The following is a 20,876-nucleotide window of genomic DNA, read 5'->3' as shown; positions in this document are numbered from 1 at the left end:
AGTTATACAATATATTATTATGCTAAAAAGAATCATTCTTAGTATTAGCTTCTATATCTTTCAGTAAATGATAAATTTATAAGTTTGTATTCCCAATTTTAGAAGATTTATGAGCAGTATTTAAAAAATCTTTAATATTTCTTTTTAATAATGAAATGGTAAAAATATTTTATAAAGTATAGTCATATCAGATTTATTGACCTAATCTAGCTTAGCCATATAAATTATTATGTAGTTTTATCTTTAATAATTTATCTAAGAACTTTTAAGTTATAATGTATATATATGATGGGATTGGATAGTATAAGGAGGAACTCTTTAAATGAAAATTTTATTCATTGGGGATATAGTAGGAAGAACTGGTAGAAGAGCTATTAGAGAACTACTTCCTCAAATTATTGAATCAGAAGGATTAGATTTTGTTATAGCTAATGGAGAGAATGCTGCTGGAGGATTTGGTTTAACTAAAGGGGTAATGGATGAACTTCTTAGTTATGGGGTTGATTTACTAACTACTGGGAATCATACTTGGGATAATAGAGAGATTTTTGAGTTTATTGATGATACTGATAAGGTGATTAGACCTTATAATTACCCAGAGGAGGTCCCTGGGGTTGGATTTCAAACCATTAAAAAGGGGGATATTACTTTAGGTGTAGTTAACCTTTTAGGTAGAGTATATATAGGAAATTATCTCTGCCCTTTCCGCACTTTAGATGAGGTTGTTGAAGAGTTAAAAGATCAAGTAGATGCTATTGTAGTTGATTTTCATGCTGAGGCTACTGCAGAGAAGGAAGCATTAGGTTGGTATGCTGATGGTAAAGTTGCAGTACTAGTAGGTACCCATACCCATGTTCAAACTGCTGATGAACGGATATTACCTCAAGGAACTGCTTACATCACTGATTTGGGTTTAACTGGTGGAATAAATTCAATTTTAGGCATGAACATCGATGAACCGTTAGAGAGGTTTTTAACTCAGATGCCAAATAGGTTTAAAGTGGCTAAAGGTGATGCTAAGTTATCTGGTTTGATTGTTGAAATTGATGATAAGGCTGCTAAAGCTATAGAGGTCAAAAGAATTTCTAGGATACATAAATCTACTTAAAAGCTCTTAGAGAAAAAATAATATTTTTTCCAAAAAAAGAAGGAATTGTTTTGTAAATGTTGAAATAAATATATACAATAAAATTCACTAAATTAATTTATCAAAACAAATGGGGAGGTATTTAAACATGGAAGTACTAAAAGTATCATCTAGTTCAAGTCCTAATTCTGTAGCTGGAGCTTTAGCTGGTGTATTAAGAGATAATGGTGGAGCTGAGCTTCAAGCAATAGGAGCTGGTGCATTAAATCAAGCAGTAAAGGCAGTAGCTATTGCAAGAGGTTATGTAGCACCAAGTGGAATTGATTTGATTTGTATCCCTGCTTTTACAGACATTGAGATTGATGGAGAAGAAAGAACGGCTATTAAACTAATTGTACAGCCAAGATAAATTCAATATTGATATATTGATATATTATAAAAGAGCAACCTGGAGGTTGCTTTTTTTCTTTTGCAATACTTTTTTATATTATATGTTATTAGAAGATAAGTGGTAGAGTATCATAATATGAGTATATTGCGACACTTTTACTTCAGTACATAGTGGATAGTTGAGGGTTAAATTCAAAATCTCACACCCCACCCCTTAGCCCCCCTCCTTAACTAATGAGAGGGGGAAGATACTATATTTTCTTTTATTCCCTCTCCTAAGAATGGGAGAGACCGGTTTTGTATAAAGGGTTGCTAAACCCTGAAAGGTTAGGGTGAGGTGTGAATTTTGAAAGTGTTGCAATATCTCTAATATAAAGACATTTTTAAACTTTATTTTAAGATTAGATGAAATATATTTAACCCACCTATGAATAATTAAATTATAGCAGGTTAAGACTATTTAATAATAAATCTTGTTATTCTACTTAAAAATATATTTTATTGAAGGGGGCTAAGAGTAGTGCCTATAGGAGTTATATTATTAGTGGCTTTAGAGTTGATAATTTATTTTGGCTTTGCAGAACAGATGATCAAAAGAATGGGACTCAATAAGACTGCATTACTTATCTTTTTCGCTTTAATGATATTGGGTAGTTATATAGATATACCTATTTCTAGTAATCCTTTAATTACAATTAATTTAGGAGGAGCAATAATTCCTATTGCTTTAGCTTTCTATATCTTATCTAAAGCAGATAGAAAAGAAGTTTTTAGAACAGTAATAGTAACGATATTGGCTGGTGGAGCAATCTTTGCGTTAACCCAATTTTACCAATTTGAAGAGGGGCATACATTAATAGATACAAATTATCTCTTTCCAATAATTTCAGGGGTGATTGCTTACTTAATTGGACGGTCTCGCAAAGAGGCCTTTGTGGCAGGTACTTTAGGATTTTTAATTTATGACTTGATCCATGTAATCAGAATTACCTTGGGGGGAGTTCCTGGTGAGGCTGATATAGGTGGAGCAGGAGCCTTTGATTCAATAGTTATTGGAGGTCTATTAGCTGTACTTTTATCAGAACTAGTAGGAGAGTCCAGAGAGAGATTATTTAGAGATGATAAGGATGTTCGTCAGAAAGTTGAAGGTGCTAAGTTAGCTAATTCAATGGAAGTTGGAGAGTTAGGATATGAAAATAAAGCTGAGGATAAGGATGGTGAAGATGATGAATAAACAGACCCTAATAGATTCTTCTTTTTTTATTATACTATTCTTTCTTCTATTCTCATCTGTTAGCTATGCAGAGCAAGGACATTTTACAGTAATTGCTGAAAAGAGTGGAGATACTATCTTTGAGACAGCAATGGCAGTCAGTGTGGGAGATTATTATATTAATGAACAGAACAAGAAGTATAGAATAATTAAAGTAGATGGTAAGAAATGTGTTGCTAAATTTGAAGAAACAGTAAAGTTGATAGAAGATGAGGATAATTTATTTGCTTTATCTCAAGGTTTGCTAGCCCAAAATGGTAATAAATTGATTGCTCTTTATAATACTCACAGTGATGAATCATATAAGCCTACTAGTGGAACTCATAGCGAACCTGGAAAAGGAGATGTATTTAATGTAGCTGCAGTACTTGCTCAGGCTTTAGAAAAGAAGGGTATTGAAGTTATTCATAATAAATCTAAACATGACCCTCATGATGGTGGGGCTTATGAACGTTCCCGCAGAACAGCTACTAGGTTGGCAAGAAGGAGACCAGATGCTATCTTTGATATACATCGTGATGGGGTTCCTAATAGTAAGGAATACACAGCTAATATAAATGGGAAAAAATTTGGACAGGTTAGAATAGTAGTTGGGCGTCAGAACCCTCAGATGAAAGTTAATGATAAGTTTGCTAAAGAGATTAAGGCAGTTAGCGATAAATATTATCCTGGATTAATCAAAGGTATCTTCTATGCCAAGGGTAAGTATAATCAAGACCTATCTCCCCGTTCTTTAATATTGGAATTTGCGACATATGTGCAGCCTCAGGAAGCTGCCAATGTTAGTGTAAATTTATTTGCTGATTCTGTAAGTAAATTACTTTATGGTGGTGAAGAAGAAGGGGCTTTAGGTCTAGGAGGAACTACAACTGCTCAAACTAAACGTAATGAATCTTCAGGTGCTTTTAGTGCTATAGGAATTATCTTAGTGATTGTATTAGTTATAGGAGGATTTTTATTCTTTGCTAATAAAGGTGGAGCGGGCGGAGCATTCAGTAATTCTTTAGGTGTAAAGGAAGAAAAAGATGATGGAGGAGAGGATGATAATTAGAAGTGGAGGTAGAAGATGATAAAGTATGGGGAAATGATTTTATTAGCGGTCATTTTAGGAACCTTTACTCGATTACTATTGCTAAGGGTTGATTATCGCCAATATCCAGGTTATCCTCATGGGTATATTGTTCACTTAACTCTAGCTTTCTTAGCCTCATCCTTAGGAGCTTTAGTATTGCCAGCTATGTTGGAAGAGAATTATGTAGCTGTTACTATTTTAGGGGCTGCTGTTCAACAATTTCGTGGCATCAGGAATATGGAGAGGGATTTTTTAAGTCAGATTGAAGAGACTGAACTTGTACCTCGTGGTCAAGCTTATATAGAGGGGATAGCTAAGGTCTTTGAATCAAGAAACTATTTGGCAATGATTGCTGCTCTATTAACTAGCTTTGGCTATTATTTCTTTAATTTAATAGGATACAACTCTTTAAATATCGCAGGTGGAGTGATTGTTGGTACAATAGTTGTTTATGTCCTATATACTCTTATGTCTGAGGACCATGTAGGTGATATTGCAGAGATTAGAGTTGTAGATTTAGAGTTTGTTGGTCCAAATAGTGCTAATCTATCTGTTGAGGATACTGTAATTATGAATGTGGGCTTAAAAGAAGCAAAGGAGAGTTGGAAAAAATCAGGGGTTGGAATAGTTATTGCTCCAAAAGATGATAATGCACGAGCTACCTTAGCCAATACCGGGCAACGACAAGCCATTATCCATGATGTAGTCAGCCAATTAGGGGTTAGGTTAGATGTTGGTGTTCAAGACTACACACCTTTAGCTAGGATTAATCTGCATACAGGTCGGGTCTATATTATTATGATACCAATGGAGCCTGATGAAGAGTGTATTATAGAAGCAGTAAGTCGTACTCCTGTTTTAGAGGCTTCCCGTAGGAGCCCATTAGCCACTAAGGCAGGAAGGATGGCATCAGATTAGTTTTTAGTAGGACTATTTATATTAGGAAGTTCTTTTGCTAGATTTATATTTGTAACATAATGGGTATATTGCGACAGTTTTAGATCAGTTAACAGTTGACGGTGTACAGTTTGCAGTTAAAAGATTAAATCTTTATAAGAATTGATGTTATAAGATTTTAAGATAATTTGAATTTAACTGTCAGCCTTCAACTGCACACTGTAAACTAAAATAGAAAATATTGCAATATCTTTATATTATATCACTTTTTTACTAGCATAAGACATTATGATTATCTTTGTATTACATAGAAGGGATGGATTAGATGGATATTAATGATTATATTCTAGCCATTGTAACCTCTAAAGAGAATAAGAATAAAGTGGACAATGGTTCTGCTCCAATCTTTTATGCTGAAGATGAACAGGAGTTGGAGTATATCTCGATGATGATTTCGAGATTAACTAAGTCAATGGTCCATGATTTAGGGAATGGTGTCTATATTTTAATTAAACATTAATTGCTAGTTTTAAGCAAGAATAGATATTAACATATCATTAAAATTTTATATAGCTATTAAAGACTAGCAGTTGCTAGTCTTTTTTATTTATCTATCAGGGGTATATTTATCTTGAGTTTGAAATTAAATAGAATATATAGGGAGATAGTAAAAAATGTGATTTAATAAATTAACTTGACGAAATTACCTTAATATATAATAATAATAAAGGGAGTGGACAAATAGAGGTGATAAAAGATGGGAGAAAGATTATTTGCAGAATTTGAAGATGTAAGTAGATATATTAGAATTGAAGGAGTAGCAGCAGGAAGTATCGCTGAAGAGTTGGGAGTAGAGATCGGTGACAATTTAGTTAGAATTAATGGGAATACAATTAGAGATTTTATAGATTATAGATTTTTGATTACTGATACATACCTAGAGATTGAGATAATTAAGAATAACGGTGAATGCTGGATTCTAGAGGTTGAGAAGGATTATGATGAACCTTTAGGGATTGAGTTCTCTGAAATTGTCTTTGATGGGTTAAAGCAGTGCCATAATAATTGTATCTTCTGCTTTGTTAAGCAGACTGCACCTAATACTAGGAAGACTCTGAATCTAAAGGATGATGATTATCGCTTCTCCTTCTTAGGAGGAAGCTATACCACACTAACTAATCTATCTGATGAGGAGTTTCAGAGAATTAAGCAGATGCATTTAAGTCCACTACATGTATCAGTCCATAGTACAGACCCTGAAGTAAGGGTGAGGATGTTAAGGAATAAGAAGGCTGGAAGGATATTAGAACAGATTAGAGATTTGGTAGGGGCTGGGATAGAACTCAATACCCAAGTGGTACTCTGCCCTGGAATTAATGATGGAAAGATTTTAGAGAAGACTATTAGGGACTTAGAAGAGTTTTTACCTCAAGTTAAATCTTTAGCTATCGTTCCAGTTGGACTAACCAAGTATCGAGATGATTTAGATGAATTAAGAACTTTTACACCTAAAGAAGCTAAAGAAGTAATTAAGATGGTCAAAGAGTGGCAGAATAAGTTTAGAGAAGAGTATGATAGTAATTTTATCTATCTCTCTGATGAATTCTACTTATTAGCTGGAGAAGAGGTTCCTTCAACGGATTATTATGATGATTTTCTCCAACTAGAGAATGGGGTAGGAATGGTGAGGTTATTATTAGATGAATTTGAAGCAGTAGAAGAAAAGTTACCTCAGATATTGGTAGAGTATCGTAAGGTTACTATGGTTACCTCTGTTTCTGGAACTAAGGCGATTGAAGCAATTATAAATAGGTTAAACAGAATAGATAATTTAGATATCCAATTAATTACAGTAGAGAATCAATACTTTGGCCCTACTGTTACAGTAACAGGGTTATTGACTGGAGCAGATATCTTAAATAATTTAAGTAGGATTGATGGCTTAGGTGATGTGACTTTGATTCCAGAGATTGTTCTAAATGATGATGGATTATTCTTAGATGATTTGAGTTGGGAGGACTTTGTTAAAGAGGTTCCTAATCAAGTTGTTAAGGTTAAAAATCAAGGGATAGATTTAGTAGAAAAAGTATTAGGATATAATTTTGGAGGTGGAGATAATGATAAAACCAGTAGTTGCAATTGTAGGTAGACCAAATGTAGGAAAATCGACTCTCTTTAATAGACTTGTAGGAGAGAGAGTTTCAATTGTAGAGGATAGACCAAGTATTACAAGAGATAGAATTTATGGTGATTCTGAATGGTTAGGTAATCCTTTTATTATCATCGATACAGGAGGAATTGAGCTTGATGATCAAAGTACTATTAAAGCACAAATGAGATATCAAGCCCAAGTGGCGATAGAAGAAGCAGATGTCATTCTTTTTGTAGTAGATGTTAGAGCAGGGTTGACCAATATGGATAGGGATGTAGCAGACTTACTACGTCAATCTAAGAAGCCAATTATCTTAGTAGCAAATAAGGCTGAGAATAATCAAGAAGCAGAGATGAATAAGTATGACTTTTATGAATTAGGGTTTGATGAGCCTCAATTGATTTCAGCTGAACATGGGCGCAGAACAGGAGATTTATTGGACAAACTAATTGAATATTTTCCTGAGATAGAAGAGGATCCATATGATGACGATACAGTTAAGATTTCAGTAATTGGACGACCAAATGTGGGTAAGTCATCTTTAGTAAACAGAATTTTAGGAGAGGAAAGGGTTATTGTTAGTGATATCGCTGGTACTACTAGAGATGCTATCGATACTCCTTTTACCCATGATGATAATGATTATGTAATCATTGATACTGCTGGAATGAGAAGGAGAGGTAAAATAGATAAAGGTGTAGAAAAATATAGTGTAATTCGTTCTTTAAAGGCAGTAGACCGTTCTGATGTAGTATTGGTGGTATTAGATGCTAGTGAAGGATTAACAGATCAAGATAAAAAGATTGCTGGTTATGCCCATGATGAAGGAAAAGGTGTTGTAATAGTTGTTAATAAGTGGGACTTAGTTGAGAAGGATACCCATACTATGAATGCATATATTGAAGAGATTAGATACCAAGCAGGATTCTTAAATTATGCTCCAATCATTTTTACATCTGCTCTGACAGGAAAGAGAGTTATGGAGATTTTAGATATAGTCAATTATGTTGTGGAACAGTATAACCGTAGAATTTCAACTAATCTATTAAATAAGGTAATTGAAGATGCTGTAGCAATGAATCAGCCACCTTCTGATAAGCATGGTAAGAGATTAAAGATCTTTTATGCTACTCAGCCTAGAGTAAAGCCACCATTGTTTGTATTATTTGTTAATGATCCAGAGCTGATGCATTTCTCTTATAAACGTTATTTAGAGAATCAGATTCGAGGTGCCTTTGGCTTTGAAGGAACTCCTATTAAAATTTTAGCTAGAGGAAGATAATTTATTCGGAGGAGATATAATGATTAAAGAAGTTTTAGTAATGTTTTTTGCCTATCTATTAGGCTCTATTCCCTTTGCTTTATTGGTAGTTAAATTAGTAAAAGGGGTAGATATTCGTGAGTATGGAAGTGGTAATGTAGGTGCTACCAACGCCTTTAGAGTATTAGGTTTAGGCTTAGGAATCTTAGTGGCTTTATTAGACATAGGTAAGGGGTTTATAGCTGTAAGTGTAGCTCGTTACTTCTTTGCAGACCAACCACTACTGCTGTTAGTAGCTGGACTGCTCTCTATTGCAGGACACAATTGGCCAATCTTCTTAAAATTTAAAGGTGGTAAAGGGGTAGCAACCTCTGTAGGAGTCTTGATCAGTCTATCACCTAAAACGATTTTAGTGGCTTTTCTAGTTTGGCTTACAGTAGTGCTTATTACCCAATATGTATCTTTAGCTTCAATAATAGCAGCTATAGTAATACCGATTTTGATGTACGTATTTGATCAAGAGACTATCTTTATAATTTTAGCAGTATTGATTGCAGTTTTTGTAATCTATAGGCACCAATCTAATATTAAGAGATTATTGGCTGGAACTGAAAATAAGGTTAGCTTAAACAAAAGAGTAAATGAATAAGTTCTATTTCAAATTAGAGATAATGATAGTGATATTATCAAAGTCATCGTTAGGAGGAAGGATATGAGTGATAAGATTGCAGTAATTGGAGGAGGTAGTTGGGGAACTGCTTTAGCAGTTGTTTTAAACAACAATGGTTATGATGTTTGGCTCCAGGATGTTTCAGAGGATAGAGTAGCTGAAATCAATCAGGAACGGAAGCATTCATACCTACCAGGAATTGAGCTTCCTAAAGGTATTAAAGCCACTACCAACCTAGAGGAAGCAGTTACTAATTCTAAAGCAGTAGTTATTGTTGTACCTTCTCATGTAGTTAGAATTGTAGTTAAGAACTTAAAGGGTCTATTAAATGATGATGTAATCATAGTTACTGCTTCTAAAGGGATAGAAGAAGAGACTTATTTAAGAATGTCAGAGGTTATCAAAGATGAGATAGAAGAGAAGTTCCATGATAGGATTGTGGCTTTAAGTGGTCCAAGCCATGCTGAAGAAGTAGTTTTAAGCCATCCAACCACTGTTGTAGTAGCAAATGAGAACAAAGAATTGGCTCAGCAGGTTCAGGATATCTTCATGTCTGATTGGTTTAGAGTCTATACAAATCCTGATATAGTTGGTGTTGAGCTTGGTGGGGCAGTTAAGAATACTATTGCTATCGCTGCTGGTATCTCCGATGGACTTGATTTTGGAGATAATGCTATAGCAGCTTTAATTACTCGTGGTATTACAGAGATTAAGCGTTTAGGAGTTGCTATGGGAGCAGAGTCTATGACCTTTGCTGGGTTAACTGGTTTGGGAGATTTGATTGTAACTTGTGCCAGTAAACACAGTAGAAATCGTAGATTAGGCTTTAAGATAGGTTCAGGTAAGAGCTTAGATGAAGCCTTATCAGAGATGCAGATGGTTGTAGAGGGGGTTAGAACTGCTAAGGCTGTCTATACCTTAGCTCAAGAGCTGGGAGTGGATATGCCGATTGTAGAACAGGTATATCGAATTCTATTTGAAGACAAGGACCCTAAGGAAGTTGTTGGAGAATTGATGCTTAGAGGTGCCACTCATGAGATTGAAGCAGTAGCAACAGAGAAGCAATGGTAGAGAACAGTTAAAAGTGAAGAGTGAAGAGGTGCGAAGTTTTCGTGCCTCTTTTTTGATTTAGTTGGTTTATTATTATTTTGATTATTAAAAGTTATAGTTAGATTGATAGGATATAGAGATATTGCGACACTTTTATCTCAGTGTACAGTTTACAGTTAAAAGACTTTAAAGATTTTTATAACGAAGAAAATTAATGTTTGAACGAAGCAAAAAATGAGCTGGAATTTAGAGTTTAATCAAGTTTTAATTAAAGAATCTGATTAATAATATTTAGTATTCTAATTGCTGAGTGAGCTTTGCCACGGAAGGTTCCCTACAGGTTTTTACTAAAAACCTTCCGTAATAAATTTATGAATCTGTAGGTTTGGTTACTTTTTCGCCCTGAAGGCACTACGCCTGAAGAAGTATTCTTGGGGTGCATCAAGGATGCCCCGTAGGAAGTAGTCTTAGGCTGAAAACCTAACTCGCCGTTTAGGCGAAACCTGAATTATAATAAAGCAGAGGTTTTTGAGCAAAACTTAAAACTAAGATATTGCTAGAAAAATAAAAAAGTAAAAGTATTGTTTTATATCCATTAATCAAACTCAAAATAAAAATTAATTAACTGAGATAATTATATATTCTCCCTGACTGTAATATGTATATAAAAAAAGAACAATCAAAAAATCTCCTAATTTAGTAACATACCCAGTTTGAGATGAAATTTATAATTATAGTTAAAGTGACACTTAGTCTTTCTTATTTCTTCTCCTAAGGAATAATCTTAGATACAGGTCATATATATATAGTGATATTTGCTTTAGAGATAAAGGAGGTTTTGAGATAGATTAATCTAGTTTAAAGATTTAATATCTGATTCTATTACTATTAATATAACAATAAAATGTAGGATGATCTTTATAGGCTAATTAAATTAATTTTATCGACATATTTATTACAAAGGGAGGAAGAAGAATGGAAAGGTTTGATATTTATCAAGATATTGCTACTAGAACCAATGGCGATATTTATGTAGGGATAGTTGGTCCTGTTAGAACAGGAAAGTCTACCTTTATAAAGAGATTTATGGATTTGTTGGTCTTGCCTAATATGAGTGATGAGTATGATAAAGAGAGAACTAGAGACGAACTGCCTCAAAGTGGTGAAGGTAGAACGATTATGACTACAGAGCCAAAGTTTGTACCTAACCGTGCTACTGAAATTAGTTTAGATGAGAATGTTAATTTCAAAATCCGTTTGGTGGATTGTGTTGGATACCGTGTTGATGGTGCTTTAGGTTATGAAGAAGAGGATGGACCTAGAATGGTAACAACACCTTGGTTTGAAGAGGCAATCCCATTTCAAAAGGCTGCTGAAATTGGTACTCAAAAGGTAATTCAAGACCATTCAACTATTGGTTTGGTGATAACCACTGATGGTACAATCACTGACTTATCCAGAGAGAGCTACACAGAGGCTGAAGAGAGGGTTATTAGAGAGTTAAATGAACTAGGTAAGCCTTTTATTATAGCTCTTAACTCAGCCAATCCTGGAAGTGTTGAGACCCAAGAGTTAGCACAGAAGCTAGAAGAGAAGTATAATAAACGTGTTCTACCAATCAGTTGTCGTGATTTAAGAGGTGAAGATATAAGTAACTTATTACAAGAGGTCTTATATGAGTTCCCATTAAAAGAAATCAACCTTGATTTACCATTATGGATTGATGAGTTAGAGGATACTCATTGGTTAAGTGTAGATGTTAATGATTCTATTAATGACTCTATCCAAGATATATATACCTTGAGAGATATCAATAATTTAGTAGATAGATTGGGTAGTAGTGAGAATGCTGAGCGAGTCTATATCTCTGATATGGATTTGGGTAGTGGAACTGCTAATTTAAATTTCGATTTAAAAGATGATTTATTCTATCAAGTCTTAGAAGAGATGACCGATCTAGAAATTAAAGGGGAGCATAATCTATTTAATTTGATCAGAGATTTAAGTGTAGTTAAAAAGGAATATGATCAAATTTCTGATGCTCTAACAAAAGTTAAAGAGACTGGATATGGTATAGTTACTCCTAAGATAGAGGATTTGCTCTTTGATGAACCAGAGATGATTAAACGTGGAGGGCATTTTGGGGTTAAATTAAGGGCCAGTGCTCCATCTATTCATATGATTAGAGCAGACATTAATACAGAGGTATCACCAGTAGTAGGAACTGAAAAGCAATGTGAAGAGCTAATTGAACTTTTTGCTACTGAATTTGAAGAGAATCCAGATGCTATTTGGCAGAGCGATTTCTTAGGTCGTTCCCTCCATGATTTAGTTAAAGATGGAATAAATCAAAAATTATATAGAATGCCGATTAATGCTCAAGAAAAGTTACAAGATACTTTACAGAAGATAATAAATGAAGGAAGTGGAGGTTTAATTTGCATAATATTATAAAATTATCCGGTCAATTAGACCGGTTTTTTCTTTTATTACGTTTTTTTTTCTAAAAAAGAAGGAATAATAAAGGATATCAAGAAATTTATTTGTGGCATAATAAGCATAAGACCAATGCTTAGGGATTAATGCTGAAATATTCAATTCATATTTTTATAGGAGGTAGATTTGTTATGGCAAATATTACAAAAACAGATTTAGTGGATCAAGTAGCAGAAAAGGCAGGGATTACTAAAAAGGATTCTAAAGCAGCGTTAGATGGATTATTAGAAGTAATTGCTGAAAATTTAAAAGCTGAAGCTCAAAAACCTGAAGCAGAAAGAGGTAAAATTCAATTAATCGGTTTTGGGAGCTTTGAAGTACGTGAGAGAAGCGCTAGAACTGGACGTAATCCTCAAACAGGTGAAGAGATGCATATTCCAGCTCGTATGGTACCTGCATTTAAAGCAGGGAAAGCTCTTAAAGATACTGTAAATGAATAATTGATTAAAATAGTAACAGAAAGGGATATCCCTTTCTGTTTTTTATTTATCTGTTCAATTATAGCTTCTAATTCATTATTTACATAGGCACTTTTGACAATCTCTTCTAGAAATTCGTAATTGTCATGATAGATTCTGTTAATTACTTGTGATATTTCAGGGTCAAACTGGCTACCAGAGTTCTTATTAATCTCTTTAATAGTATCTAGGATACTGACTGGGTTTTTATAGTGTCTAGGGCTGGTCATGGCATCAAAGGCATCTACAATTCCAATAATTTTTGATTCTAAAGGTATCTCATCACCTTTTAACCTTTCTGGATACTCCTTACCATCATATCGCTCATGGTGATGTTTGACTATCTTAGCAATCTCTTTGAAATTACTAATCTTATTTAGGATATCATAGCCAATTACACTATGTGTTTTAATCTCTTCATACTCACTATTTGTTAATTTTCTTTTTTGTTCAAGACAGAACCTTTAATTCCCTTTTTACCAATATCATGAAGGTGACCTGCGATGTGTATTTTAAAGATTTCTTCAGGGTTTAATTCCATCTTACAAGCTATCTTCTCTGCTAGATGTGCTACCCTTTCAGAGTGTCCTGATGTATATAAATCCTTAGATTCCAAGCCTTTGATTAAACTCTCCAGAAATTCATGTAAATCAATCTTTGAAATCGAACTGCTTTCCATAAACTTTATTCTCCCTGAATACGAAATTGAAAATCATTATTATTAATTTTATCAATAGATTGGATAATGAGTAGGATTATAAAAAGATAAAAAATATTGACAGAAATAATATAATAATGATATATTAGTATTAGAAATGACAATCATTCTCAGACGCCGACAGGATATAAGATTATATTCATTATTAAATAAAATTATTTGTTATAAATGGAACTTAGAAAGGAGGAACTAGTATGGAAAAGGCAATTCTTATCTATGATGGAAGTGTAGCAGAGACTAAAGAGATGTCTGATAAGGTAGGAGAATATTTAAAGGTCAAGTATGAAGTAGTAAAGAAGGATATAGCTAAGCTAAATATTGAAGAGATAGAAGGGTTTGATTTGATTATATTTGGTTCAGCAAGCTCTAACTTTAAGATTTCTCAAGAGTCCTTTATAAATTTATATAATGCCTTAGCTGAGGGTAAGGTTGATTTATCTAAGAAAAAGGGTGCTACTTTCTGCCCTTTAAATAAAGAACGCCACTCTTTTTGTGAAACGGTAGATATCTTTGAAAGTGAGTTAAAAGAGATGGGGTTAAGTATAGGTGTTGAAGGTTTTAAGTCAAATGGTTTCAGTCAACAAGATGATAAGGCGATTAAAGCTTGGGTAGAAGAGTTATTACTTTTAGAAGGAGACAGAGTAGGTGAGAATCAAAATGCCATCTAATTATGATATCTGTAGCAAAGATTATTTGAAGTCATTACTGAGTAATATTGGTGCTACTATTATGGGGGTTAAGCCTGCTGAATTGAGAAATGTTATTCTATCTAACTCTAACTGTGGAGATTGTTGCTATTGGCAGGAATGTAAAGAGTCTCTTTTAGAGTATCAGCAACTAGGAGTTTTGGAAATAGGAAAGATGGAGAAGCAAAATAGGATAAAGGTCTTGTTTTATCATCGTTCTTCTTTAGATAGACATCTTAGAAATAAACATAATCTAAAATTTTTGAGAGAGATTGGTTATCCAAAGAACTATAATTTAGATAAATATCTGGAACATTTGAAGGAAAGATTGGAGAGTGAAGAGTTTCCTCATGAAATCGGAGTCTTTTTTGGCTATCCCTTAAAGGATGTATTAGGATTTATGGGTTATTTGAATCTAGATGTAAGTGATTGGGGAGAATGGAGATTTTATGGAAATGAAAGGGTCTCACAATTACAGCAGAAGAGGTTTGAGCAAGCTAGAGATTATGTTAAAGAGCGATTGGATAATGTTGAAGATACTAAAGAATTTTATGAAGTCATTTAAAGGGTATGTAGGTGTTTGTAAGAGCTAAAAGTCTTAAATGACTTCTAATTTTATCAGTTAGCTGGAGCCTATGATATTAGGCTCTTTTTCTTTTGATTTTTGAATTGAATTTACTGATATGGGAAATATAATCAAGGCTATTTGATTATATTGCATCAAAATTTCTTCTATAATTTACCATTATAGAAGAATGAGAGAATAGACTGATATTGCGACACTTTTTATATCAGTGTACAGTTAACAGTTGACGGTGGTTCACATGAAGAGTCGTATTTTCAGACTCGTAATGACAGTTAAGTTCAAACCCTTTAAATCAATACTTTTAGTTCTTTAACTGTAAACTGTTCACTGTCAACTGTCAACTCGAAGGAAGTGTCGCAATATCCCCATTAAGCACTAGTATCTTTAACTTATTACAAGATTAATATAATGGGCAAGATTGATACAGGTATTTAATGCAAATCATTTGCATAAAATAAAGGGAGCCATTGACAGATTTATTGATATCTGTTATTATTAACTTGCCAAATGCAAATAGTTTGCAAAAACAAACGGAGGTGTTAGAATGAAAAAAAGTTTATTATTAGTTTTGATGGTTGTTTCTTTAATAGTATCTGGTTGTAGTCAAGGACAGCAGCAGGTTGAAAATCAAATTGTTGAGCAGAAGTTAAAGGTGTATACTAGTTTTTACCCTTTATATTATATAGCTAATCAGATTGGGGGAGAGAAGATAGAGGCTAAATTAGTGATTCCTAATGGTGCTGAGGTACATAGTTATGAACCTTCTCCTCGTAAATTGGCTGATTTAGAGAGATCTGATATCTTCTTCTATAATGGACTAGGGTTAGAACCTTGGGCTGATAAGGTGGTAACTAATTTAAAAAACGAAGGTGTTAAAACCGTTAAAGTTAGTGACTATATAAGGTTGTTAAAATTTGAAGAACATGGTCATGAAGTAGAACATGGTCATGAAGTAGAACATAGTCATGATGAAGAACATAATTATAAGCATAATCATGGTGAGTATGACCCTCATATTTGGTTAAATCCAATTAATATGATTGATATTGCTAGAGTAATGAAAGAAGAGTTTATTGCATTAGATTCTGATAATAAAGAGCTTTATAATCAAAATTTTACTAATTTTACTGATAAGATTGAGAGTCTTGATCAAGATTATAATGATATTTTAGCTAATAAAAAGCAGAATTATATCCTAGTATCTCATGCCTCCTTTGGATATTTGGCAGCTAGATATGGACTAGAACAGTTAGCTGTCTCTGGAGTTTCTCCTCATCAGGAACCTAGTCCAAAAGATTTGGCTAAATTAACGAAAGAGGCTCAAGAACATGGTATAAAGTATATCTTTATGGAGACCTTAGTCAATCCTAAAACAGCACAAGTGTTGGCACAAGAGGCTGACTTGGAGGTGCTAACTCTCAATCCAATTGCAGGCTTGACTAAAGAAGAGCAAGATAAGGGTGAGGATTATATTTCTATTATGAAGCAGAACTTATCTAGTTTAAGAAAGGCTTTGGTGGATTAAGATGAAAGAGATAATTGAGGTGGAGAATCTATCCTTTAGTTATGAGGATGATTATGTATTGAAGGATATTAATTTAACTATCAATAAAGGCGATTTTATCGCCTTTATTGGTCCTAATGGATCTGGGAAGAGTACATTATTGAAGTTATTAATAGGTGATTTAAAAGCAAGTAGTGGTCAGGTTAAGCTATTGGGTAAAGCAATTAAGAACTTTAAAGAGTGGGACAAGGTTGGCTATATTTCACAGAAGGTGAGAGATTTTAATTCCAGCTTTCCAGCTACGGTCAAGGAGATTATTGGGGCAGCCTTATATCAGGAGATGGGATGGTTTAAAATACTGACTAAGAAGTTAGAGCAGAGAATAGATAAAGTTCTAAAATTAGTCGATATGTTTGATTATAAGTATCGAAAGATTGGAGAGCTATCTGGTGGGCAGCAGCAACGGGTATTTATTGCTAGAACCTTAATTAGCAATCCAGAAATAATCTTTTTAGATGAACCTTTAGTGGGAGTAGATGCTAAGTCTCAAGATGAATTCTATAAATTATTGGCTAAATTGAATGGGGAGCTAGGAATTACTATAGTGATGATCTCTCATGATATTTATGTGATTAGTGATCAGGCTAATAAGATCTTCTGCTTTGGAAACAATAGTATCTTCGTACATCAGGCTGAAGAGTTTGATTATATTAACTATTTAAATCAGATAAAGGGAGATAATAAATCATTGGTACCAAAGCATGAACATCAGGGGGTGAATAGTAGGTGTTGTTAGATATATTTACTTATTCTTTTATGCAGCGTGCTTTTATTGTAGGAAATGTTATAGCAGTTATCTGCCCTTTGATTGGTGTTTTTTTGGTATTAAAAAGATTATCTTTAATTGGTAATACTTTATCCCATGTAGCATTAACTGGTGTAGCAATTGGGATGATTTTTGGTATTTATCCTATCTATACTGCTTTAGCTGTTTCAGTTTTAGCTGCTGTAGGAATTGAAAAGTTACGTAAAGACTACAAGGATTATGCTGAATTATCATTATCAATTATTTTAGCCACGGGCTTGGGGTTAGCTACTATTCTAATTAGCTTATCTAATAATAATTCAGGAATTTTTAGCTATTTATTTGGTAGTATTTCAATGGTTACTAAGCAAGATGTATTGACTGTTATTTCTTTAGCAGTGGTTATTATAGGGGTTGTATTGTATTTCTATTATGGTTTTTTCTTCTTAGCCTTTAATGAGAGTGATGCTAAGTTAGCAGGGGTACCAGTAAAGGTGCTGAATATACTTTTTATGGTACTTGTTTCAATTACTGTCTCTTTATCGATGAGGATTATTGGGGGATTGTTAGTTTCATCATTGATTACTCTGCCTGTAGCAGGGAGTTTACAGTTAGCTAAAAGTTTTAAAGAGACTATTATATATAGTGTTATTTTTAGTATTTTATCAGTTAATACGGGGTTATTTATATCCTTCTATTATGATTTAGCCTCTGGAGGTACGATTATTGTAGCTAGTGTTCTTTACCTAATTGGGGCTATTATATATAAGAAGTTTAATAGCTTTCTATCTAGAAGGTCTGAAGTAGGATTTTAAGTAAATGTTTAGTAATCATTAAATTTCTAAAATGGGGGAGGAGTATGGGAAAATTAGAACTTTGGGAGCAAAAATTAAAGGATAAAGGAATTAGATGGACTAGACAGAGAGAGATTATTATAGGTGTATTACTTGATAGTAGCAGACCTTTATCTGCTCAAGATATATTTGCTAAATTGAAAGAAGAGTATCCTAAGCTAAGATTGTCCACGGTATATAGGAACTTAAATTCCTTCAAAGATGATAATATTGTTAGGTCATTAAATTTAAAAGGGAATGAACAGAAGTTTGAATTGATTGATGGGCATCATCATCATCATTTAATCTGTATAGAATGTGATGATATACTCCCTTTAGATTGTCCTTTAAAGGAGTTTGAGAGAAAATTGAAGGATGACACAGGGTATACTATCATAGACCATAGAATGAAGATATATGGATTATGCCCAAGTTGTAAAAAATATTAAGTGAGACTGTAGCCTAAGTTAGAGGTTGCAGTCTTTTGTCCTTAATATAGCTACATTACATCATTCATTAAAAAGAAAAAATTATGGGTAATCTCTGTTTATTTAGTCAAGAATAGAATAGAGGTGAATAAAATTAAATGTTCAACTCTTATAATAAATTCGATAATCAAAGATTAGAGAAGTATACTGAAATATTTATGTTAATTTTAGCTGTCTTGGCAATAGGGATGTTAACTGCAGAAAGTTTTTTTAATCTTTCTGCTAAGACAGAAGATTTATTTTCAAATATAGATTTCTTTATCTGTATCGTCTTTGCTTTAGAGTTCTGCTCACGATTAGCCCATGTTAAAAGTGGTGAAAGACTAGATTATATCTTAAATAATCTATTAGATATAATTGCCTTTATTCCCTTTGATAAGGCTTTTAGGCTATTTAGAATAGCTAGAGTATCCAGGTTGTTGAGTTTAACGCAGTTGTTTTACATAACTAAGGTTTTTAGAGTTGCTAGGATATTTATCTTTGTTCGTAGGTCGATTAAAGGGTTTCATAGGTTTATACAGACCAATGGGCTCAATTATATGTTGATCTTTACAGTTGTAGTAATCTTTCTAGGAGCAGTAGGTGTCCATAAATTTGAGAATAGAAGCTTTGAAGATGCTTTATGGTGGAGTTTAGTTACTGCCACAACGGTAGGTTATGGAGATATTGCCCCCAAGACTATTGAGGGAAGAATGATTGCAGCCTTGATTATGATTGTGGGAATTTCATTAATAGGAATGATTACAAGTACTTTATCAACCTTCTTTTCAAATGAGGAACGGAGAAAAGGGGATAATAGTAATCTTAAATTTGTAATAGAACAACTAAATAATATTGAGGATTTATCAGCAAAGGAAGTAAAGGAGCTTAAAAGAATTATCGATGCTTATCTAGATATGAAGTTATCTTCTTCAACTGAAGAGGAGGAATGATAATTTAGTAACGAGTAACAAGTGATGAATAACGAGCAAAAATCTCTTTCCATCACTTGTTACTTGTTATTGTCTTTATTTATTGAACTGGTTGCAGGGTTTGAGTACTTTTTTCCATTTTACGTGGATTATCAAAGCTTGGAGCAGTTGGATTAGGATTAGCAAAATATCTACCTGGTGTAGATAGATCGAAGTATAGCTTAGAATCCTCAGTAACTCCAAAGTCATAATTAGAATATTCTGGTTTCTGTTGTAGCTTATTTAAGGCTTCTCTAAATAGGGCATTATGGGCTTCTTCCCGATTTAATAAGAAATCAATAGTCTCTCTAACCCCGTGGTCATCTATCTGGCGATGTAAGTACTCATAGACTACTTTAGCTCTCTGTTCAGCAGCAATATCCGAGAGAATGTCAGCAATAATATCACCAGTAACATTTACATAATTAGCAGTGAAGGGTTCTCCAGAAGCATTTGCTAACATGGGAGATAGACCACCTAAGACTTGGGATTCTATCTGCCCAACAGTGTCAGGAGTATTGGCTACATCATGACCATTTAACAGGTTAATAGTTTGAGCCACCATCTCTGCATGACTGAACTCTTCAGTAGCTATATCTAAAAATAAATCTTTAATTTCAGGATCTTGAATCCTAAAGCTTTGAGCAAAATATTGCAGTCCAGCCTTTAGCTCCCCATTAGGTCCTCCTAATTGTTCTTGTAACATAGCAGCATAAGTAGGGTTAGGTTGATCTACTTTTACATCGTGCAATAGTTGTTTATCGTGTTTAAACATAGGTTCAACTCCTCATAAATATTTTAATTTTAGTATTTGAGTCGACTATAAGATTGATATTAGAAAAATAAGGATTTAAGAAACCACTCGCTTATAAGCAAGTGGTTTCTTAAGATTACTGCATAGTAGGTTGTGCTTGTGCTTGTGGTTGTAATTGCATATTCATATTATTATTCATATTAGCTGGTGTATAAGAATGAACCATTGTATCAGTTGTAGTATCCTTTAAAGTAGGAACTTGATAAAACCCTCTTTCATTCATAAATTGCCATACTTCATAGGCTTGATCCATACAGTTCATGCTTCCTTGTTGTACCATCTTTCTTAATTGAGGGTCAGCACATTCTAATGCTCCTATAGTTCTCATTATTGCAGAGGATTTATGACAACTTAACATACCACTTGCTATATCTCTATCATTAAGTTGATTGATAGAAGTATTTGGACTTTCTGGTTGAGGATTTCTTAAACCATATTTTGGATTAGAATTCATTTGATTATTGTATGGTAACCTCTGATTCATTCCACGTTGATTCATGGCTTGAACCATATTATTATACTCCTTAATCATAAATTGAATTTGATTGTCTAAGATTGAACCTAATTGGGAGTCTTTTACGTGAGGACGATATAGTTCAAATTGGTTGATTCCATTTATTGTGTCAGTTAAAACCTCATGCATTTCCATAATCTCATGTGCACCATATTCTTTGTTCATATAATTC

Annotated in this window: 23 protein-coding genes; 19 read left to right on the top strand and 4 right to left on the bottom strand. The window is 33.5% G+C overall.

What is annotated here, in order from left to right:
• The first annotated feature begins 322 nt into the window (after positions 1–322).
• The 12 genes from U472_RS02220 to U472_RS02165 all read left to right on the top strand — a co-directional run bounded on the left by U472_RS02220 (position 323) and on the right by U472_RS02165 (position 12,788).
• Positions 323–1,108, top strand: coding sequence for a TIGR00282 family metallophosphoesterase (locus U472_RS02220; RefSeq protein ID WP_068715085.1), 786 nt, complete (start codon positions 323–325; stop codon positions 1,106–1,108).
• A gap of 127 nt (positions 1,109–1,235) precedes the next feature.
• On the top strand, positions 1,236–1,496 hold the full coding sequence (locus tag U472_RS02215) for a stage V sporulation protein S (protein ID WP_068715083.1): 261 nt from the start codon (positions 1,236–1,238) through the stop codon (positions 1,494–1,496).
• 501 nt (positions 1,497–1,997) lie between these two features.
• Positions 1,998–2,711, top strand: coding sequence for a DUF1614 domain-containing protein (locus tag U472_RS02210; protein ID WP_068715081.1), 714 nt, complete (start codon positions 1,998–2,000; stop codon positions 2,709–2,711).
• Positions 2,668–3,801, top strand: a complete 1,134-nt coding sequence (gene spoIIP / locus U472_RS02205; protein WP_083189703.1) for a stage II sporulation protein P — start codon at positions 2,668–2,670, stop codon at positions 3,799–3,801. Before U472_RS02210 ends, spoIIP begins: the two co-directional genes overlap by 44 nt.
• Positions 3,802–3,816: 15 nt before the next feature.
• A complete protein-coding gene (locus U472_RS02200; RefSeq protein WP_068715077.1) occupies positions 3,817–4,740 on the top strand; it encodes a YIEGIA family protein in 924 nt (307 codons plus the stop codon).
• Positions 4,741–5,044: 304 nt separating this feature from the next.
• A complete protein-coding gene (locus U472_RS02195) occupies positions 5,045–5,239 on the top strand; it encodes a capping complex subunit for YIEGIA (RefSeq protein ID WP_068715075.1) in 195 nt (64 codons plus the stop codon).
• Positions 5,240–5,476: 237 nt separating this feature from the next.
• The gene (locus U472_RS02190) at positions 5,477–6,868 is read left to right on the top strand and encodes a DUF512 domain-containing protein (RefSeq protein WP_068715073.1); all 1,392 of its coding nucleotides are present in this window, start codon (positions 5,477–5,479) and stop codon (positions 6,866–6,868) included.
• Positions 6,837–8,153: a ribosome biogenesis GTPase Der gene (gene der / locus U472_RS02185; RefSeq protein ID WP_068715071.1), complete on the top strand. Its 1,317-nt coding sequence runs from the start codon at positions 6,837–6,839 to the stop codon at positions 8,151–8,153. The genes U472_RS02190 and der overlap by 32 nt, the downstream gene beginning before the upstream one ends.
• A gap of 19 nt (positions 8,154–8,172) precedes the next feature.
• A complete protein-coding gene (gene plsY / locus U472_RS02180) occupies positions 8,173–8,781 on the top strand; it encodes a glycerol-3-phosphate 1-O-acyltransferase PlsY (protein WP_068715069.1) in 609 nt (202 codons plus the stop codon).
• Between the two features lie 63 nt (positions 8,782–8,844).
• A complete protein-coding gene (locus U472_RS02175) occupies positions 8,845–9,873 on the top strand; it encodes an NAD(P)H-dependent glycerol-3-phosphate dehydrogenase (protein ID WP_068715067.1) in 1,029 nt (342 codons plus the stop codon).
• Positions 9,874–10,827: 954 nt separating this feature from the next.
• Complete coding sequence (spoIVA, locus tag U472_RS02170; protein ID WP_068715065.1) at positions 10,828–12,306, top strand: stage IV sporulation protein A; 1,479 nt, start codon at positions 10,828–10,830, stop codon at positions 12,304–12,306.
• 173 nt (positions 12,307–12,479) lie between these two features.
• The gene (locus U472_RS02165) at positions 12,480–12,788 is read left to right on the top strand and encodes an HU family DNA-binding protein (protein ID WP_068715063.1); all 309 of its coding nucleotides are present in this window, start codon (positions 12,480–12,482) and stop codon (positions 12,786–12,788) included.
• On the opposite strand, the gene U472_RS17615 is transcribed toward U472_RS02165, so the two are convergent.
• Together U472_RS17615 and U472_RS17610 are read right to left on the bottom strand one after the other, a co-directional pair.
• On the bottom strand, positions 12,701–13,201 hold the full coding sequence (locus tag U472_RS17615) for an HD-GYP domain-containing protein (RefSeq protein ID WP_425415760.1): 501 nt from the start codon (positions 13,199–13,201) through the stop codon (positions 12,701–12,703). The genes U472_RS02165 and U472_RS17615 overlap by 88 nt on opposite strands.
• 38 nt (positions 13,202–13,239) lie before the next feature.
• Entirely contained in the window at positions 13,240–13,485 is a 246-nt protein-coding gene (locus U472_RS17610) for an HD-GYP domain-containing protein (RefSeq protein ID WP_068715061.1), read from the bottom strand.
• Between the two features lie 233 nt (positions 13,486–13,718).
• Between U472_RS17610 and U472_RS02155 the strand changes: the two genes are divergently transcribed.
• The 7 genes from U472_RS02155 (at position 13,719) to U472_RS02125 (ending at position 19,358) form a co-directional block, all read left to right on the top strand.
• On the top strand, positions 13,719–14,192 hold the full coding sequence (locus U472_RS02155) for a flavodoxin family protein (protein WP_068715059.1): 474 nt from the start codon (positions 13,719–13,721) through the stop codon (positions 14,190–14,192).
• Positions 14,170–14,775, top strand: a complete 606-nt coding sequence (locus U472_RS02150) for a DUF3793 family protein (RefSeq protein WP_068715057.1) — start codon at positions 14,170–14,172, stop codon at positions 14,773–14,775. The genes U472_RS02155 and U472_RS02150 overlap by 23 nt, the downstream gene beginning before the upstream one ends.
• A gap of 565 nt (positions 14,776–15,340) precedes the next feature.
• The gene (locus U472_RS02145; protein ID WP_068715055.1) at positions 15,341–16,321 is read left to right on the top strand and encodes a metal ABC transporter substrate-binding protein; all 981 of its coding nucleotides are present in this window, start codon (positions 15,341–15,343) and stop codon (positions 16,319–16,321) included.
• 1 nt (position 16,322) lies between these two features.
• Positions 16,323–17,096 carry a metal ABC transporter ATP-binding protein gene (locus U472_RS02140; protein WP_068715053.1) on the top strand — a complete coding sequence of 258 codons (774 nt, stop codon included), beginning with the start codon at positions 16,323–16,325 and terminating at the stop codon, positions 17,094–17,096.
• Complete coding sequence (locus tag U472_RS02135; protein WP_068715305.1) at positions 17,090–17,920, top strand: metal ABC transporter permease; 831 nt, start codon at positions 17,090–17,092, stop codon at positions 17,918–17,920. The genes U472_RS02140 and U472_RS02135 overlap by 7 nt, the downstream gene beginning before the upstream one ends.
• A gap of 44 nt (positions 17,921–17,964) precedes the next feature.
• Positions 17,965–18,387, top strand: a complete 423-nt coding sequence (locus U472_RS02130; protein WP_068715051.1) for a Fur family transcriptional regulator — start codon at positions 17,965–17,967, stop codon at positions 18,385–18,387.
• A 137-nt stretch (positions 18,388–18,524) separates the two neighbouring features.
• Positions 18,525–19,358: a potassium channel family protein gene (locus U472_RS02125; protein WP_068715049.1), complete on the top strand. Its 834-nt coding sequence runs from the start codon at positions 18,525–18,527 to the stop codon at positions 19,356–19,358.
• A gap of 79 nt (positions 19,359–19,437) precedes the next feature.
• On the opposite strand, the gene U472_RS02120 is transcribed toward U472_RS02125, so the two are convergent.
• Both U472_RS02120 and U472_RS02115 read right to left on the bottom strand, forming a co-directional pair.
• Complete coding sequence (locus U472_RS02120; RefSeq protein ID WP_068715047.1) at positions 19,438–20,151, bottom strand: manganese catalase family protein; 714 nt, start codon at positions 20,149–20,151, stop codon at positions 19,438–19,440.
• 115 nt (positions 20,152–20,266) lie between these two features.
• Positions 20,267–20,869: a spore coat protein gene (locus U472_RS02115; RefSeq protein WP_068715045.1), complete on the bottom strand. Its 603-nt coding sequence runs from the start codon at positions 20,867–20,869 to the stop codon at positions 20,267–20,269.
• Positions 20,870–20,876: the final 7 nt, after the last annotated feature.

Origin of the sequence: Orenia metallireducens (genome assembly GCF_001693735.1) — a bacterium.
Lineage (GTDB): Bacteria > Bacillota > Halanaerobiia > Halobacteroidales > Halobacteroidaceae > Orenia > Orenia metallireducens.
Note: the sequence above shows the minus strand (reverse complement) of the source record. Positions and strands in the feature narration are given on the sequence as shown.

Coding starts and splice junctions, on each gene's coding strand:
- U472_RS02120 (WP_068715047.1), bottom strand. CDS start 20,151: ATGTTTAAACACGATAAACAACTATTGCACGATGTAAAAGTAGATCAA.
- spoIVA (WP_068715065.1), top strand. CDS start 10,828: ATGGAAAGGTTTGATATTTATCAAGATATTGCTACTAGAACCAATGGC.
- U472_RS17610 (WP_068715061.1), bottom strand. CDS start 13,485: ATGGAAAGCAGTTCGATTTCAAAGATTGATTTACATGAATTTCTGGAG.
- U472_RS02125 (WP_068715049.1), top strand. CDS start 18,525: ATGTTCAACTCTTATAATAAATTCGATAATCAAAGATTAGAGAAGTAT.
- spoIIP (WP_083189703.1), top strand. CDS start 2,668: ATGAAAATAAAGCTGAGGATAAGGATGGTGAAGATGATGAATAAACAG.
- U472_RS02190 (WP_068715073.1), top strand. CDS start 5,477: ATGGGAGAAAGATTATTTGCAGAATTTGAAGATGTAAGTAGATATATT.
- U472_RS02145 (WP_068715055.1), top strand. CDS start 15,341: ATGAAAAAAAGTTTATTATTAGTTTTGATGGTTGTTTCTTTAATAGTA.
- U472_RS02155 (WP_068715059.1), top strand. CDS start 13,719: ATGGAAAAGGCAATTCTTATCTATGATGGAAGTGTAGCAGAGACTAAA.
- U472_RS02215 (WP_068715083.1), top strand. CDS start 1,236: ATGGAAGTACTAAAAGTATCATCTAGTTCAAGTCCTAATTCTGTAGCT.
- U472_RS02115 (WP_068715045.1), bottom strand. CDS start 20,869: ATGAACAAAGAATATGGTGCACATGAGATTATGGAAATGCATGAGGTT.
- der (WP_068715071.1), top strand. CDS start 6,837: ATGATAAAACCAGTAGTTGCAATTGTAGGTAGACCAAATGTAGGAAAA.
- U472_RS02220 (WP_068715085.1), top strand. CDS start 323: ATGAAAATTTTATTCATTGGGGATATAGTAGGAAGAACTGGTAGAAGA.
- U472_RS02140 (WP_068715053.1), top strand. CDS start 16,323: ATGAAAGAGATAATTGAGGTGGAGAATCTATCCTTTAGTTATGAGGAT.
- U472_RS02195 (WP_068715075.1), top strand. CDS start 5,045: ATGGATATTAATGATTATATTCTAGCCATTGTAACCTCTAAAGAGAAT.
- plsY (WP_068715069.1), top strand. CDS start 8,173: ATGATTAAAGAAGTTTTAGTAATGTTTTTTGCCTATCTATTAGGCTCT.
- U472_RS02200 (WP_068715077.1), top strand. CDS start 3,817: ATGATAAAGTATGGGGAAATGATTTTATTAGCGGTCATTTTAGGAACC.
- U472_RS02165 (WP_068715063.1), top strand. CDS start 12,480: ATGGCAAATATTACAAAAACAGATTTAGTGGATCAAGTAGCAGAAAAG.
- U472_RS02175 (WP_068715067.1), top strand. CDS start 8,845: ATGAGTGATAAGATTGCAGTAATTGGAGGAGGTAGTTGGGGAACTGCT.
- U472_RS02130 (WP_068715051.1), top strand. CDS start 17,965: ATGGGAAAATTAGAACTTTGGGAGCAAAAATTAAAGGATAAAGGAATT.